Consider the following 15,383-nt stretch of genomic DNA (forward strand, 5'->3'; position numbering starts at 1 on the left):
GAGTGATTCATGCCGTTCAATAGCTTTCCCAGGACCGTCGCCCGATGTCTTGGGCTTTCCAGCGCCGAGGAGACATCTCCACCGCCGTCGCGCACCGGCACCATGGCGACATCGCTGACAGGCACCCTCAACCGTACGCCTTCGCTACGCGGGCCGGGCGCCGTTTCCCATGCCGCAGCGCAGGCGTCGACGGACATTCCGACGGACGTGCGGATGACGATGGCCGCCGACTGGCGAGCCGCCGGACGTGGTCCCCGCGCCGACGCCAGTGCCGCACTGAGCTTGCCGATCCGACTTTGGGGCTACGACGACCCGGCGCCCGACTGGGGGCCGTCGATGCGCGAAAGCGCACAACACTGGGCCGACCGTTATGGCGTCAACACCGCGACGCTGATGCGTGCGGGCGGCGAGTGTACCCGCTACGGCCTGCTCGAGCTGGGCGGCTGTCGCTTTATCGTCGGGCCGACGGCGACGCCGGCCGAGGTGCGCTCGCTGACCCGCATGCTCAAGGCGCACCCGCAGATCGGCGCGATTTTCAGCGTCGAGCCGGGGACGATGCGCCTGCGGGATATGCAGGATGCGCAGGATGCAACGGGTGCAACGGGTGCAAGGGGTGCGGCCCGTGTGTCTCAGGGGGCTGTGGCCACACCCGGTTATCGTGAGCGGCCCGTCAGCGATTACATCACTGCGCTCACGCGCCGGGGCGCGAAGGCACGTCATCCCGCCGCCTCGGGGGCCCTTTCGGCCCACGGCAATCTCGACGGCGGCCTGTCGCACGTGCACTTCATGGAATTCACCGGCATGGAGCGTTTCGATGCGAAGATCGACGGCGCGACGCTGTGGCGCGCCGGCAAAGGCGTCGCGGATTTTATGCGACGCAATCCCGGCAAGATCGCGCTGGTGTGTTCCGAGCATGGCATCGCCCGGCCATGTGCCGTGATCGCCAGCGCGGCGCTGCAACTCCGGGCGGGCGACACGCGGCTGCGCGCTCAACTCGCCACAGAGGTCGTCAGTCAGCGCGCCGAGGCCAGCGACCATCACATCAACGTGGCGGCGCGCGGCATGGACCTCGTGGCGGAGTTGTCGCGGCTCACGGCCATGCTGCGCGCCCCCGGGCGCGGCGACCCGCGCTGGGAGCGCAAAGTGTTGCAGCTCAGGCAGCGGCTGCCCGAGGTAATGGTCAACGCCGACATCGACTGGCAAAGCGCTCAGGGGCGTTGCAAACTGGCCGGCATTCTGGAGGCGAACTTCGAGCGGGTCGCGCCGCTGCTGGCGTCGGGCGGCTTACCGCCCGGCACGGCGCTGTTGTGGTTGCGCGGCGAAATCGGCGTGCTGAGCGGCGTGCGATTCCTGAGTCCGGGCTACATCGGCGGGCACACGGACCGGATTTCGCAAGATGAGGTCGATCCGCAGAGTCCGGACGCCGTGCGTCTGGTGTCGCTCGACGACTACGGGCTGACTTGCGACAACAAGTATTACGACGTCAAGTCGGTCGCCGACTGGTACCGGCATTGCCGGCAGCGCGGCGACGTCATGACGAACCCGATCTCGCGCTCGCCGGTGGTCGCCTTGCTGGTTCAGGCAGACGAGACGGCGCGGCTCGCCGCCGGATTTCGTCACTGACGGCGCACGTGGAGCCCGGCAGAAGGCGCAGCGCACCGGGGAATTGACGGCGCGCAAAGCCGGCAAGATGTCGGCGCCCGGCACTCGCCGGACCGACATCTTCGTGAAACACCCCCCCGACGCGCGTATAATTACGCCTTTGCCCTTCCTGATATTGGGTCCCGCCGTGACTACCCCCGCTCTGAACGCCCTGTACGAATCCTCCCTCAAGAGCCTGCCGCTGCTCTCGCGCGGCAAAGTGCGCGATAACTACGCCGTCGGCGACGACAAGCTGCTCATCGTGACGACGGACCGCCTCTCGGCGTTCGACGTGATCATGGGCGAGCCGATTCCGGGCAAGGGCCGCGTGCTCAACCAGATGGCCAACTTCTGGTTCGACAAGCTCGCCCACGTCGTGCCGAATCACCTCACGGGCGTGGCGCCGGAGACGGTCGTCTCGGCGGACGAAGTCGCACAGGTGGCCGGCCGCGCGGTCGTCGTGAAGCGTCTGAAGCCGATCCTCGTCGAAGCCGTGGTGCGCGGTTATCTGGCCGGCAGCGGCTGGAAGGACTATCAGGCGACGGGCGCCGTGTGCGGTGTGACACTGCCGGCCGGTCTGCAAAACGCGCAGCAACTGCCCGAGCCGATCTTCACCCCGGCGGCCAAGGCCGAACTGGGCGAGCACGACGAGAACATCAGCTTCGACGACATGGTGAGCCGCGTCGGCCGCGAACTGGCCGAGCAGATCCGCGACATCTCGATCCGTCTGTACAAGGAAGCCGCCGCCTACGCCGCCACGCGCGGCATCATCATTGCCGACACGAAGTTCGAATTCGGTCTGGACGACGACGGCCGCCTGCACCTGATGGACGAAGCGCTGACCGCCGACTCGTCGCGCTTCTGGCCGGCCGATTCGTACGCGGTCGGCAGCAACCCGCCGTCGTTCGACAAGCAGTTCGTGCGCGACTGGCTCGAAACCCAGCCGTGGGGCAAGACGCCGCCCGCGCCGGCACTGCCGGCCGAGGTCGTCGAAAAGACGGCTGCCAAGTACCGCGAGGCGCTCGAGCGCCTGACCGGCCAGCAACTGGCCTGAGCGGGGCATTGACGACATGAGCGAGAAACAAGCCGTGGCCCCGCGCGTTGGCGTGGTAATGGGGTCCAACTCGGACTGGGAAGTGATGAAGCACGCGGCCGCCATTCTGGCCGAGTTCGGGGTGCCGTATGAGGCGCAGGTCGTCTCCGCGCACCGCATGCCGGACGACATGTTCCGCTACGCCGAAGCCGCGCGCGAGCGCGGGCTGGTCGCCATCATCGCCGGCGCCGGCGGCGCCGCGCATCTGCCGGGCATGATCGCCGCCAAGACGACCGTGCCGGTGCTGGGGGTGCCGGTGCCGAGCAAATACCTGCGTGGCGAAGACTCGCTGCTCTCCATCGTGCAGATGCCCAAGGGCGTGCCGGTCGCGACCTTCGCCATCGGTGAAGCGGGGGCGGCGAACGCGGCCCTGTTCGCCGTCTCGATGCTGGCTGCCGACGACAAGACGCTTGCCGACAAGCTCGAAGCGTTCCGTGCGAAGCAGACCGAAGCGGCGCGCGGCATGACGCTGCCCGCGCTGTAATAGAAAAGAACGTCCCCGCTACCGTCTGCTTCCGACCGAAGATGAATTCTGCCTCCGCTGCGCCTGTCCTTCCCGGCCAATGGCTGGGCATGCTGGGCGGCGGCCAACTCGGCCGCATGTTCTGTTTTGCCGCCCAGTCGATGGGTTACAAGGTCTGTGTGCTGGATCCGGACCCGCGCTGTCCGGCCGGCGCCGTCGCCGACCGTCTGATCGTTGCCGATTACCGTGACGAGACGGCGCTCTCCGAACTCGCCGCCCTGTGTCCGGCCATCTCGACCGAATTCGAGAATGTCCCGGCGCAGTCGCTCGACTTCCTCGCGCAAACCACGACCGTGAGTCCGGCGGGCCGTTGTGTCGCCATCGCGCAGGACCGCGTGGCGGAGAAGCGTTTCATCGAGAGCTGCGGTGTGCCGGTGGCCCCGCATCTGGTCATCGAGTCGAACGACGCGCTCGCCGCCATTGGCGATGCGGCCATCGAGAGCGTGCTGCCGGGGATTCTGAAGACGGCGCGTCTCGGTTACGACGGTAAAGGGCAGGTGCGCGTGAATACGCCCACCGAGGCCCGCGACGCCTACGCCGCGCTCGGCGGCGTGCCGTGCGTGCTGGAGAAGCGTCTGGCGCTGGCGTTCGAAGTGTCGGTGCTCAGCGCGCGCGGGGCGGATGGCGCGGTTGCGACCTATCCGCTTGCGCAGAACGTGCATATCGACGGCATTCTCGCCACCACGACGGTGCCCGCACCCGATGCCGCACCGGGACTGGCGGACGCCGCGCGCGCTGCCGCCGCCGCGATCGCGGCGCAAATGGATTACGTGGGCGTGCTGTGCGTGGAGTTTTTCATTCTGAAGGACGGTTCGCTTGTGGCGAACGAAATGGCGCCGCGTCCGCACAACAGCGGTCACTACACGATCGACGCCTGCGCATCGAGCCAGTTCGAGCAGCAGGTGCGCGCCATGGCCGGTCTGCCGCTCGGCGAGACGCGCCAGCATTCGCCGGCGGTCATGCTCAACGTGCTCGGCGATGTCTGGTTCGACGGTCCGGCGAAGGACCAGCCGCGAACGCCCGCATGGGCCGATGTGGCGGCGCTGCCCTCCGCACGTCTGCATCTGTACGGCAAGGAAGACGCACGCGTGGGCCGCAAGATGGGCCACATCACGTTCGCGGGTGCGTCGCTCGACGAAGCGCGCAATGCGTGTGTGACGGCGGCCGCGAGCCTTGCCATTGCTCTGGAAGACTGATCCGATGGCAACGTCCACCCCGCCCGACGTTCCGCGCATCGTCATGCCGCCGGCGGAGGCCATCGCGCAAGCCGCCGCGCAACTGGCGGCGGGCGAGTTGGTCGCATTCCCGACGGAGACGGTCTACGGTCTGGGCGGCGACGCCGAAAACCCGGCCGCCGTGGCGGCGATCTACGCGGCGAAAGGGCGTCCGGCGAATCATCCGGTCATCGTGCATTTCTCGCCGGACGGCGACCCCGGTTACTGGAGCGACGACGTCACGCCTGCTGCGCGCAAGCTGATGGACGCCTTCTGGCCTGGCCCGCTCACCCTTATTCTCAAGCGTGCGCCGCACATCCCCGACGCTGTCTCCGGCGGTCAGGGTTCCGTGGGGCTGCGTTGTCCGTCTCACCCGGTGGCGCAGGCGTTGCTGCGTGAGTTCGAGCGTATCAAGGGGGGGCAGGGGGGCGTGGCCGCGCCATCGGCCAACCGTTTCGGTCAGGTAAGTCCGACCGCTGCGCAACACGTGCGAGACGAGTTTGCCGGTTTGCCGGGCGTGACCGTTCACGTGCTGGATGGCGGCGAGGCGGCTGTCGGCATCGAGTCGACGATCGTGGATCTTTCGCGCGGGTTCCCGGCGTTGCTGCGTCCGGGACACATTACGCCTGCGCAGATCGCCGAGGTGCTGGGGGAGATGCCGCGCTTGCCGGGGCAGGATAGCGACGCGCCGCGTGCGTCCGGCACGCTCAAGGCGCATTACGCGCCGCGCACGCCGCTGTATCTGTGCGATGCCGGGCAATTCGCGGCGGCGCTGGCCGTCCATCCGGCGGGCGAGCGTGTGGCCGTAGTGGCATTCGCGCCGACGCTGGCTGCGCTGTCGTCAGCGCTGTCGTGCCCGCCGTTGTCCACGTTATCGTCAGACATCTCGGCATCGGACGACATCGTGACAGTCGTGCTGCCCGCGACACCTGCCGCGCTTGCGACCGATTTGTACGCGATGTTGCGACGTCTCGATCGCGCCAACGTCACGCACATCCTGTTCGAGCGTCTGCCCGACACGCCCGCGTGGGCGGCAGTGGGCGACCGCCTCGGGCGCGCGGCGGCTGCCTTCGAGCGCACCTGAAGACGGCAATGCACTGAACGCCCGCGCCCCGCACATGACGCGGGGCGTGACGCGGCACGGCGTCGAGCGTCAGAGGGGCTTCTGCGTGCGACCCATGCCGTGCGCATCCCCGCCAGCCGTTGCCGTTCCCACCGATCCCGTTTCCGTTTCAGTTTCAGTTTCCATCGACCGGCTTGCCGCCGCCTGCCATGCATACCGCCATTCCGGCGGCCCGAACAACGCCATCCACTTGTTACGCCAGCCGGGCAGGGTCACGGCGTCGCGCGCCATCGCTCGCCATTCGTGAAACGTCAGCGTGATCGGATTGTGCGTGTGGATCGGATCGACGATGCCGTACTCGCACGGTTCGGTGTCGCTCTCCTCGACGTACGAGCCGAACAGACGATCCCAAATGACGAGCACCCCGGCATAGTTCCTGTCTATGTAACGGGGATTGCGCGCGTGATGGGCTCGATGGATCGATGGCGTGTTGAGCACGTACTCCAGCCAGCCGAGTTTCGGAATCGCCTGCGTGTGCACGAAGAACTGGAACGCGAGATTGAGCAGCACCACGCCGACGATCTGCGCGGGGGTGAAGCCGATGAGTGCCATCGGTGTCCAGAACAGCCACATTCCCGCGACGGGATACATCAGACTTTGCCGGAACGCCGTCGACAGGTTCAGACGCTCGGACGAGTGATGCACGACGTGCGCCGCCCACAGCCACCGAATGCGATGACTGGCGCGATGAAACACGTAGTAAAGGAAGTCCTGCACGATGAACAGGAGCAGGAGACCGAGCCATCCCGCAGGCATCGTGTAGAGGCGGTGATGCTCGTAGAGCCATGCGTAAAATGGCACGACGAGCAGCCAGGCCAGTTTGTCGGCGCCCTGGTGCATGAGCGCGAGCGTGGCGTTGCTGAGCGTGTCCTTGAGGCTGTAAAGGCCGGGACGGCGACCCCGCCAGTACCAGGCTTCGATGCCGATACACAGCACGAATACCGGCGCGAGCGCCAGCAGAATCAACTCGACGTTCATGACCTCGCGTCTCCTCACGATTGGGTCATCTGAACCGGTGTCCCCGCATCTCGTGGCGCCAAGGGGCGGTCTGGCGCGGGTGACACCGGTGGAACGTCTATTCTGACGCGAATGAGGCGTGTCGGCGTTGCGGTTAGAAGGAAACGTCAAATACGCGGCTCGCGTCGTTCCCCTCCGTCACAACGCGTTCGCGGTCACGGTGCGTTGTCGAACACCCAGGAGATCAGCGCATCGTTGAACGCCCGTGCGTTGCTCGCGCGTGGGTCGTTGACCAGCGAGACCACCACGTAGACGCTGCCTGAGCGCGCGGCGACGTAGCCCGCCACCGCACCGACATCGTCGAGCGTGCCTGTCTTGATGTGAGCGTTGCCCGCCACGCTGTGATTCGTCAGGCGATTGCGCATGGTGCCGTCGACCCCGACGGTCGGCATCGATTCGACGAGGACTTGTCCGGTCGGGCTGTTGATGCCGTGTTGCAGCACACGCCCCAATTCCGCCGCGCTGATGCGCTCGATGCGCGAGAGCCCCGAGCCGTTCTCCACCACTAGGCTCGGTGCGGCCAGATCGTTCTTGTCGAGCCAGCGGTTGAGCACCTCACGCGAGCGCGCGATGCTCGCGGGCGTTTTCCCGTCGGCGGCGAGTCCCAGCGTGAGGAACAACTGGCGCGCCATCACGTTGTTGCTGAACTTGTTCATGTCGTGCACGACTTCGGCCAGCGTCTGGCCGCGATGCGTGACGAGCAGACGCGCTCCCGGCGGCACGACGCCGGTGCGCACATTGCCGTTGAACTGCCCGCCCGAGGCCTGCCATAGCGCCCGGAAGCCGCCAAGGAAAAAGCGGTCGCGATCGGGGGCGGCGATGTTCCACCCCTTGTCTTCGCACGACGCGGGATATGTCCCGGAGAACCGCGCGACGTAGGCGCCGTCGGGCGTCGTGCTCAGGCTGGGATGGATGCGGGTGAGCCAGTCGCCGCAATTGCCTGCGGCCGTGGACGACATTTCGTTCGAGACTTGCAGATTGGCCAGCGGCGGCAACACGTTGACGTCCACCGTGCCGTTCGGATTGCCCGTGAAGTTGAACGACATCGCCTTGAACGAGTAAAGCAGCGGGTCCGGCGAGACGTTGTACGGACGGTCGGTGTCGCCGTCGATAGGACCCTGTGCGCCGATATCCGAGCTGTAGGCCGAGCGGTCGAGCACGATGTCGCCGTTGATGTTCGTCACGCCCGCGTTGTGCAGTTCGGCGATGAACTTCTCCATCTCCTCGGGCACGAGCTTCGGGTCGCCGGTGCCTTTGAAATAGAGATTGCCGTTGAGCGTTCGACCGTCCAGTTGCCCGTCGGTGTACGCCTGCGTGCGCCAGCGGTAGTCCGGGCCGAGCGTGTCGAGAGCGGCAATCGTCGTGACGAGTTTCATCGTCGAGGCGGGATTGCGCGGCACGTTCGGATTGAGGGCGAGCATCGGCGCCGGAATCGCACCGCGCGTTTGCAGCGGATTGTCGACCCTGGCGACGATCACGCTGACGTGAGACGCCGGGACTTGACTTGCCGCGAGGGCACGCGCCAGCGGGGCGGGCAGCGGTGTGGCGTGCGCCGGCGTAACCGGCACCCGGGGGGCTTTCGCCTTCACGAGCTTCGTCGATTTGGCGGGCTTGGTCGGCTTGGCCAGCGCAGGCGCGCCCGCCATCATCGTCAACGCCAACGCGGCGCAGCAGGCGCGCGCGATGTGGCGAAGGTTGCCGTGCAGACGCGGCGCGCCGGGCGTGAGTCTGGCGGAGGCACTAAAGACCTTGGGGGATGTGGCGCGAGCGAAGCGAGGGGGGTGCGAGGGGAGTCTGGGCAAGCGAGGGACGCGCATGACGGGCGAGGTTCTCCAGCGTTGCGTGCGGCGTGCTGTCGGACGATCTTCGGGCGACCCAGAGAGACAATCCGAGCGATCGGAGCGACCTGCGCCGATGCCCGACGGCATGTCGACACCAGGTGGGGCGATGCGCACGCGGCAACGCAGTTAAGCGTAAAAGTAGGCCGCGAGTGCGTCTGAGCGCGCGGCGCGTGCGTGCCATTGTAAAGCCGCCGTGCAACGAACTGTGGCTACAATGAGTCGAATTTTGGCAAATGTCACTCGAAGGCAACATCATGCAACGTTGCATGGGCTTGAGGCGACGTGAGCCGCGAGGCCCGGACACGGTCCCAAATCACGTAGCTGACTGCGTACCGGACCGGTCCCGAAGCGTTTCCTGAATCCCGTTCCCGATGACGTCCAAAACGGTGCCTGAACCATGCGAATTTTGTTGGTGGAAGACGATGCGATGATCGCTGCCGCGGTCTCGAAGGGGCTGCGCCAGGACGGCTGGACCGTTGACCACGTGGGCGACGGGCAGCGCGCGCTCGACGCATTGTCCATCGAATCTTACGACGCCTTGCTGCTCGATCTCGGTCTGCCGCGACGCGACGGCATCGACGTGCTGCGCACCTTGCGCGCACGTGGCCAGACGCTGCCGGTGCTGATCGCCACGGCGCGCGACGCCGTCGCGGATCGCGTCAAGGGCCTCGATGCGGGGGCCGACGATTACCTTGTCAAACCTTTCGATTTCGATGAACTGGCGGCGCGTCTGCGGGCGCTGGTGCGGCGTCAGGCCGGGCGCAGCGAACCGTTGCTGCGCCATGGGGGAATCGTGCTCGATCCTGCCACGCGTCAAGTGACCTGCGACGGCACGCCCGTTGTGCTCTCCGCACGCGAATACGCGGTGCTCGAAGCGTTGCTCAATCGTCCGGGCGCGGTATTGTCGAAGTCGCAACTCGAAGAGCGCATTTACGGTTGGGGCGAGGAGGTGGCGAGCAACGCGGTGGAAGTCCACATTCACGGGCTGCGCAAGAAGTTGGGCGCGGAGGCCATCCGGACCGTGCGCGGCGTCGGGTACATGATGCCCGCGCCCGGCGTGGCATCGGAGGCGAACTGATGCGCTCGATTCGCCGTCGTCTTCTCGTCGGATTGCTCATTACGCTGGCGATCGCGCTGGTGCTCGCGGGCATCGCCATCTTCCGTCAGGCACGCACCGAGGCCAACGAGTTGTTCGACTTCCAGTTGCAGCAGATGGCGTTGTCGCTGCCCGCCGAGTCGTTTTCGAGCGTGCAGGGCGAGCACAACGATACGGAAGGGCTCGTCATTCAGATCTGGAGCCGCAACGGCGTGGAGTTGTATTACTCGCATCCGCGCACCCCGTTGCCGCCGCGCGCCGAACTCGGTTTCACGACGGTGCAAACGCCGGCGGGCGACTGGCGCGTCTACGCCGCACTCGTGGGCGATAACGTCGTGCAACTCGCGCAACCGATGGTCATCCGCGATTCGCTGGCCGTCTCGATGGCATTGCGCACCTTGTTGCCGCTGGTGGTCGCCATGCCGCTGCTGGGGCTGCTGGTGTGGATCGTGGTGGGGCGCGGCCTGCGCCCGTTGCGTCGCGTGACGAAGGCGCTCGACGCCCGTGCGCCGGGGGCGCTGGAAGCGTTTCCCGAGGCGGGATTGCCGGATGAAGTGCGTCCGTTGGTTCGCGCGCTCAACAGCCTGCTCGGCAGACTCGACGAAGCGCTCGTGCAGCAAAAAGCCTTTGTGGCCGACGCAGCGCACGAGTTGCGCACACCGCTCGCCGCGCTGCAACTTCAGGTGCAGTTGCTCGAACGCGCACAGACGGACGCGGCGCGCGCCGAGGCCATGCGCGATTTGCGCGATGGCGTGCGGCGCGCGTCGCATATGGTGGCGCAGTTGCTCACGCTGGCGCGTCAGGAGCCGGACGCCGCACGAGCCGCAACGGCGTTCGTCGAGATGCCGCTCGTGCCGCTGTTGCAGGATGTGGTGGCGCACCACGCGGCGCTGGCCGTCGCACGCGGCATCGATCTGGGACTGGAGGCGCCCGATGCGCTCGCGGCGATCAGTCGCGTACGCGGCGATGCGAATGCGTTGCAGACGCTCTTCGGCAATCTCGTCGACAACGCGCTGAAATACACGCCACGCGGTGGACATGTGGACGTGCGGCTGGTATCGGCGATGCCGTCGCCGGTGGTCGAAATCGAAGACACCGGGCCGGGGATTGCGCCAGCCGAGCGAGAGCGCGTGTTCGATCGGTTCTTTCGGGGCGGTGCGGCGTCGGTCGACGCTTCGCCGGCGTCCGGCGCATCGACGCACGACGCGCCGGACAGCGCTGCGCCACGCGTTCAAGGCAGCGGTCTGGGGCTGGCCATCGTACGCAACATTGCGCAGGCGCATGGCGCGCGCGTGGAGTTGTTCGACGCACGCAACGGCTCGGGACTGCGCGTGCGCGTGAGCTTTGGCGATGCGGCGTCGGTGCCGCCCGCGCTTTGACGGTAGTGGCGTGGCGGGCGAGATATCGCGCGGCGCGGGTGGGCCGTCTCCCGACACCGCGCTCACGGCGTACGGCGCTGCGCACGTCCGCGTGGCTCAGCGTGTTGCCGTGATTTACCGGTGTGTTACCCGCGAGTCACGTCCGTGACCTTGTCGTGCTCGATGGTGAGCGTGCGGCGATCCGGACGATGATCGCGCGTGGTCGGCATGGCCTTGCCGTCTTGCATGCCGATGCGCCACGGGCATCCTTGCAGCATCGACTTCGCTTCCGAGAGCGACTTGCCGACAATGGCCTGATCGGACGGCGAATCCTTCGAGCAATGGCCGCTCTGGCTCTGCATCGACCCCGGCATCTGGCCCGAATGACCCTGCATCGGCATGGAATTGGATGTTGAATTCGACGTTGAATCGGCCGGCCCTTGCGTGCCCGTCCCATTGCCGTTGCCGGACGCGGCGTGGGCCGACACGGCAAACGTCAGGCACAAGGCGACGCCGGCGGCGCCCATCCAGTCGTCCGGAGGAAGTTGCGATCGGATTGCATAGGCATCGTGATTCTCCTGTAGACGAAAGACGTGCGACGCGGAATTGCGCCACTTCGCCACCGTAGGCAGCGGTGGCACGCTTTCGCAAGCTGAACCACGCGAGTTGCGCCTTCAAACGCATGCTGCCTTCACGCATAGCGTGCAAGGAACGTCGATTTTGGTTTCGATGGGTGACGTTATGGCGTCGACGCTCGGGCAATGTCGCTCCCGTTTTTTCTCCCGCCAGCCCGCAGGTCGGACGCGGTGTCTTGCATCCACGGTCTTTCGACGCCGTTCTCTCGTGGTTGTCTCTCCGGTTGTTTTTCCGGTTGTCTTTCCGATTGTCCTTAAGGTTCTCTTAAGGGAGCGTCTCTACGATGGCAGTCATGTTCAAACGTGGTTGTCGGTAAGGAGAGACTCATGCGGACCTCGAAGCTCACTCGTACGCTGGTTGCCAGTGCCGTGCTCGTCGCGTTGACGGGCGGTTACGTCGCGGGACGCCAACATTGGCGGACGCCGCTCGCCTCGGAGATGGTCAGCGACGCCAGCGCGGCGGCAACTTCGGCCGCCAACGTGCAAAACGCGCCGAACACCGCGCCGCGCATGCTCGTGCCCGACTTCTCGCAACTGGCGGAACAATACGGACCGGCCGTAGTCAACATCAGTGTGACGCACGATGGGAAACCTACGGCGCAACGGGGTTCGGCGGCGAATCAGCTGCCGCCGGGCATGGATCCGAACGACCCGCTGTTCCAGTTCTTCCGTCATTTCTATGGCGCGCCGGGTAACGACGGCGGTGACAGCGGCGACGGCGACGACAGCGATGGGCCGACGCGCAGCCTCGGTTCGGGCTTCATCGTGAGTGCGGACGGTTACATCCTCACCAATGCGCACGTCGTCGACGACGCAAGTCAGGTGACGGTGAAGCTCACCGACAAGCGCGAGTTCAAGGCGAAGGTCGTGGGGAGCGACAAGGCGAGCGACGTCGCGTTGCTCAAGATTGCGGCCACGGACTTGCCGACGGTGAAGATCGGCGATCCGTCGAAGTCGAAGGCGGGTGAGTGGGTCGTTGCCATCGGTTCGCCTTACGGCTTCGACAATACGGTGACGGCGGGTATCGTCTCGGCAAAGGCGCGTGCCTTGCCCGACGAAAATTACACGCCGTTCATTCAGACGGACGTGCCGGTCAACCCGGGCAACTCGGGCGGACCGCTGTTCAATCTGAACGGCGAGGTCATCGGTATCAACTCGATGATCTACTCGCGTACCGGTGGGTTCCAGGGCTTGTCGTTCGCCATTCCGATCGACATGGCCATGAAGGTCAAGACGCAGCTTCAGCAGTACGGCAAGGTGAGTCGCGGACGCATCGGCGTGGCGATTCAGGAAGTGAATCAGTCGCTCGCGAAGTCGTTCGGTCTGCCCAAGCCGACGGGCGCGCTGGTGTCGTCGATCGACAGAAACGGCCCGGCGGCGAAGTCCGATCTCAAGCCGGGCGACGTGATTCTCGCGGTCAACGGCGCGACGATCGACGATTCGGTGCAGTTGCCGGAGAAGATCGCGGATATGCGTCCGGGGCAGACCGCGACGCTCACGATCTGGCGTAACGGCGCGAAGCAGGATGTGAGCGTGAGGGTCGCCGCGCTCAACGAGAAGAAGGATGCCACCAATACCGACGATTCGGCCACGCACGGTCGTCTGGGGTTGGCCGTACGTGAGTTGTCGCCGCAAGAGAAGCGCGCCGCGCAGGTCACGAACGGTCTGCTCGTCGCACGCGCCGGCGGTCCGGCGGCGCAGGCCGGTGTGGAGGCGGGCGACATCATTCTGTCGCTCAACGGCACCCCGGTCAGCAGTGCTGCGCAACTGAGCGATCGGCTCAAGAAGGCGGGCAATAATGTCGCGTTGCTCGTACAGCGCGACGGGCAACAGATTTTCATCCCGGTCGATCTCGGCTAATCGCCGCGAAGACCGCCAAGGGATGCCATGCGCTTCCTGAGTCCCGAGGACGCACCTCGGGACGCTCCGGCATCGTGAAGTCGTGCAATGGGAGGTTGATTATGTGGCAGAACAAATGGCAACGCTGGTCGGTGGCAGTGGCCGCCGCAGCGGCACTGACGGGCAGTCTGGGCGGCATCGCCGTCGCGCATGCGCAAGGCGGCGCGCTACCCCCGTCGATGCAGCAGGGCAATGTGACGTATGTCTCCGGCGGGATCGACAGCGACGAATCGGGAGCCTTCAAGCGTGAGGCGCCGCACTGGCCGCTGTCCATCGAGATGGCCGCGCGCGGCGACGGTGCGAACGAATACATCGCCGATGCGCAGGTGCAGATTTTGCGCGGCGGCACGACGGTGCTCGATACGCGTTCGAAAGGCCCGTTCATGCTGGTGAAGCTGCCCGAGGGCAACTACACCGTGAAGGCGACTTACAACGGCAAGCCCATGACGAAGGACGTGAAGGTCGCCGCCAAGGGCCACGCCGTTGCAACCTTTCTGTGGCCGCACGACTGATGTGCCGATCGGTCGGGCACGCGAGGTTCCACGGATGACGAGGTAACCCAGGCAGTATCGAGTAGTACCGAGCAGTACCGAGCAGTACCACTCTGCAACGAGTGAGCGAGTTGCGCCGCCATGTTCGTCATGGCGGCGTTTTTTTTTCGACGCGCGCCTGCGCCCCGCTCCCGCGGTGGGGTGTTCAGACGAGCCCAGGGCACTCGGCGGCGGTGTCGTCGCGCTGGGCGTCGTCACCGCGACGCATGCCGAACGTCTGCGTGACGGCGATGCCGTTCTTGATGGCCGTCATCTCCGCGAGAATCGCCACCGCGATTTCGGCCGGCGTGCGTGCGCCGAGATGCAAGCCGACGGGGCCATGCAGACGCTCGATCTCCGCCGTGCTCAGATCGAACAGGGACAGACGCTCGCGACGTCGCGCATTATTCACACGCGAGCCGATGGCGCCGATGTAGAACGCCGGCGATTTGAGCGCTTCGAGCAACGCCATGTCGTCGAGCTTGGGGTCGTGCGTGAGCGTGAGCACGGCGCTGTGCGAATCGAGTTGCAAACGCACGATGAGATCGTCCGGCATTTCGCGCGAGAGTTCGGTGCCGGGCACTTGCCATTCGTCCGCATACTCGGTGCGCGGATCGCAGACGATCACGTGATAGTCGAGCGCGCAAGCCATGCTTGCCACGTACTTCGAGAGTTGTCCCGCGCCGATGATCACGAGCCGGCGGCGGGGGCCATGCGAGGTGATGAGACGCTCGCCGTCGAATTCGACCGACGGCGTGTGATGCCCCGGCGCCATGCGCACCGCGCCGGTCTTCATGTCCAGTTCGCGCACGACGAGACGGAATTTCCCGATCGTATCGAGCAACTCGGCGATGCGCGAGGTCTCCCGCACGGGTTCCAGCACCAGTTGCAGCGTGCCGCCGCAAGGCAGGCCGAAGCGATGCGCTTCCTCCGCCGTCACGCCATAGCTGGTGATCTGAGGACGATCCTGCGGCCAGTCGCCGTCGCGGATTCGGAGGATCAGGTCGTCCTCCACGCAACCGCCCGACACGGAGCCGACCATGTGGCCGTCTTCGCGGATCGCGAGCATCGAGCCCACGGGGCGCGGGGCTGAACCCCAGGTGCGCACAACGGTGCCCAGCGTGACGAAAAAGCCTGCGCGGGTCCACTGTACGGCGGACTTCAGCACTTCCAGATCGACACTATCCATAGCACGCTTCCTTCGCCAATATGCGAGCGACGGCCGTCAGTGGGCCGGGTAGGGGGCTGGAATTCCGATGGGGCGCCGCTCAATGTGATGCGGCAGTATATCGCGCCTTGGCTGGCGCTGTATTTCAGGGGATATTCCGGTTGCCACGACGAATATGGCGGTGTCGGCGTCGCGCACACGCGCGCCCGGCGGCCGTGTGGAGGGGGCAGCGCAGGGTGTCGCGG

The 15,383-nt window shown here is 66.1% G+C and carries 13 protein-coding genes; 9 read left to right on the forward strand and 4 right to left on the reverse strand.

What is annotated here, in order from left to right:
* Positions 1–9 precede the first annotated feature (9 nt).
* The 5 genes from PAN31108_RS05650 (at position 10) to PAN31108_RS05670 (ending at position 5,555) form a co-directional block, all read left to right on the forward strand.
* Positions 10–1,623 carry a hypothetical protein gene (locus PAN31108_RS05650; protein ID WP_150667926.1) on the forward strand — a complete coding sequence of 538 codons (1,614 nt, stop codon included), beginning with the start codon at positions 10–12 and terminating at the stop codon, positions 1,621–1,623.
* A gap of 181 nt (positions 1,624–1,804) precedes the next feature.
* A complete protein-coding gene (locus PAN31108_RS05655; protein ID WP_150668209.1) occupies positions 1,805–2,695 on the forward strand; it encodes a phosphoribosylaminoimidazolesuccinocarboxamide synthase in 891 nt (296 codons plus the stop codon).
* Positions 2,696–2,711: 16 nt separating this feature from the next.
* Entirely contained in the window at positions 2,712–3,218 is a 507-nt protein-coding gene (purE, locus tag PAN31108_RS05660; RefSeq protein WP_150667927.1) for a 5-(carboxyamino)imidazole ribonucleotide mutase, read from the forward strand.
* A 41-nt stretch (positions 3,219–3,259) separates the two neighbouring features.
* Positions 3,260–4,453 (forward strand): 5-(carboxyamino)imidazole ribonucleotide synthase, encoded by a 1,194-nt coding sequence (locus PAN31108_RS05665; protein ID WP_150667928.1) that lies wholly within the window; start codon positions 3,260–3,262, stop codon positions 4,451–4,453.
* Between the two features lie 4 nt (positions 4,454–4,457).
* Positions 4,458–5,555 (forward strand): L-threonylcarbamoyladenylate synthase, encoded by a 1,098-nt coding sequence (locus PAN31108_RS05670; protein ID WP_370819581.1) that lies wholly within the window; start codon positions 4,458–4,460, stop codon positions 5,553–5,555.
* Positions 5,556–5,624: 69 nt separating this feature from the next.
* Here the strand turns inward: PAN31108_RS05670 and PAN31108_RS05675 are convergent, their stop codons facing one another.
* Positions 5,625–6,572 carry a sterol desaturase family protein gene (locus tag PAN31108_RS05675; protein WP_246183800.1) on the reverse strand — a complete coding sequence of 316 codons (948 nt, stop codon included), beginning with the start codon at positions 6,570–6,572 and terminating at the stop codon, positions 5,625–5,627.
* A gap of 194 nt (positions 6,573–6,766) precedes the next feature.
* Positions 6,767–8,428 carry a D-alanyl-D-alanine carboxypeptidase/D-alanyl-D-alanine endopeptidase gene (gene dacB, locus PAN31108_RS05680; protein ID WP_150667929.1) on the reverse strand — a complete coding sequence of 554 codons (1,662 nt, stop codon included), beginning with the start codon at positions 8,426–8,428 and terminating at the stop codon, positions 6,767–6,769.
* Between the two features lie 421 nt (positions 8,429–8,849).
* On the opposite strand from dacB, the gene PAN31108_RS05685 reads away from it, so the two are divergent.
* Both PAN31108_RS05685 and PAN31108_RS05690 read left to right on the forward strand, forming a co-directional pair.
* A complete protein-coding gene (locus PAN31108_RS05685) occupies positions 8,850–9,530 on the forward strand; it encodes a response regulator (protein ID WP_150667930.1) in 681 nt (226 codons plus the stop codon).
* Positions 9,530–10,927 (forward strand): ATP-binding protein, encoded by a 1,398-nt coding sequence (locus PAN31108_RS05690; RefSeq protein ID WP_150667931.1) that lies wholly within the window; start codon positions 9,530–9,532, stop codon positions 10,925–10,927. Before PAN31108_RS05685 ends, PAN31108_RS05690 begins: the two co-directional genes overlap by 1 nt.
* A gap of 125 nt (positions 10,928–11,052) precedes the next feature.
* On the opposite strand, the gene PAN31108_RS05695 is transcribed toward PAN31108_RS05690, so the two are convergent.
* The gene (locus PAN31108_RS05695; protein ID WP_150667932.1) at positions 11,053–11,547 is read right to left on the reverse strand and encodes a hypothetical protein; all 495 of its coding nucleotides are present in this window, start codon (positions 11,545–11,547) and stop codon (positions 11,053–11,055) included.
* A 321-nt stretch (positions 11,548–11,868) separates the two neighbouring features.
* Between PAN31108_RS05695 and PAN31108_RS05700 the strand changes: the two genes are divergently transcribed.
* Positions 11,869–13,401, forward strand: coding sequence for a DegQ family serine endoprotease (locus PAN31108_RS05700; protein WP_150667933.1), 1,533 nt, complete (start codon positions 11,869–11,871; stop codon positions 13,399–13,401).
* A gap of 101 nt (positions 13,402–13,502) precedes the next feature.
* The gene (locus PAN31108_RS05705; protein ID WP_150667934.1) at positions 13,503–13,952 is read left to right on the forward strand and encodes a carboxypeptidase regulatory-like domain-containing protein; all 450 of its coding nucleotides are present in this window, start codon (positions 13,503–13,505) and stop codon (positions 13,950–13,952) included.
* 184 nt (positions 13,953–14,136) lie between these two features.
* Here PAN31108_RS05705 and PAN31108_RS05710 read toward each other — a convergent pair whose 3' ends face one another.
* Positions 14,137–15,159, reverse strand: coding sequence for an XdhC family protein (locus tag PAN31108_RS05710; protein ID WP_150667935.1), 1,023 nt, complete (start codon positions 15,157–15,159; stop codon positions 14,137–14,139).
* Positions 15,160–15,383: the final 224 nt, after the last annotated feature.

The sequence above is a fragment of the Pandoraea anhela genome, from assembly GCF_902459655.1.
Taxonomy (GTDB): Bacteria; Pseudomonadota; Gammaproteobacteria; order Burkholderiales; family Burkholderiaceae; genus Pandoraea; species Pandoraea anhela.

Excerpts from the sequence above, each read along its gene's own strand:
- PAN31108_RS05650 (WP_150667926.1), top strand. The coding sequence starts at position 10 with ATGCCGTTCAATAGCTTTCCCAGGACCGTCGCCCGATGTCTTGGGCTT.
- PAN31108_RS05675 (WP_246183800.1), bottom strand. The coding sequence starts at position 6,572 with ATGAACGTCGAGTTGATTCTGCTGGCGCTCGCGCCGGTATTCGTGCTG.
- PAN31108_RS05705 (WP_150667934.1), top strand. The coding sequence starts at position 13,503 with ATGTGGCAGAACAAATGGCAACGCTGGTCGGTGGCAGTGGCCGCCGCA.
- purE (WP_150667927.1), top strand. The coding sequence starts at position 2,712 with ATGAGCGAGAAACAAGCCGTGGCCCCGCGCGTTGGCGTGGTAATGGGG.
- dacB (WP_150667929.1), bottom strand. The coding sequence starts at position 8,428 with ATGCGCGTCCCTCGCTTGCCCAGACTCCCCTCGCACCCCCCTCGCTTC.
- PAN31108_RS05670 (WP_370819581.1), top strand. The coding sequence starts at position 4,458 with ATGGCAACGTCCACCCCGCCCGACGTTCCGCGCATCGTCATGCCGCCG.
- PAN31108_RS05710 (WP_150667935.1), bottom strand. The coding sequence starts at position 15,159 with ATGGATAGTGTCGATCTGGAAGTGCTGAAGTCCGCCGTACAGTGGACC.
- PAN31108_RS05665 (WP_150667928.1), top strand. The coding sequence starts at position 3,260 with ATGAATTCTGCCTCCGCTGCGCCTGTCCTTCCCGGCCAATGGCTGGGC.
- PAN31108_RS05700 (WP_150667933.1), top strand. The coding sequence starts at position 11,869 with ATGCGGACCTCGAAGCTCACTCGTACGCTGGTTGCCAGTGCCGTGCTC.
- PAN31108_RS05690 (WP_150667931.1), top strand. The coding sequence starts at position 9,530 with ATGCGCTCGATTCGCCGTCGTCTTCTCGTCGGATTGCTCATTACGCTG.
- PAN31108_RS05685 (WP_150667930.1), top strand. The coding sequence starts at position 8,850 with ATGCGAATTTTGTTGGTGGAAGACGATGCGATGATCGCTGCCGCGGTC.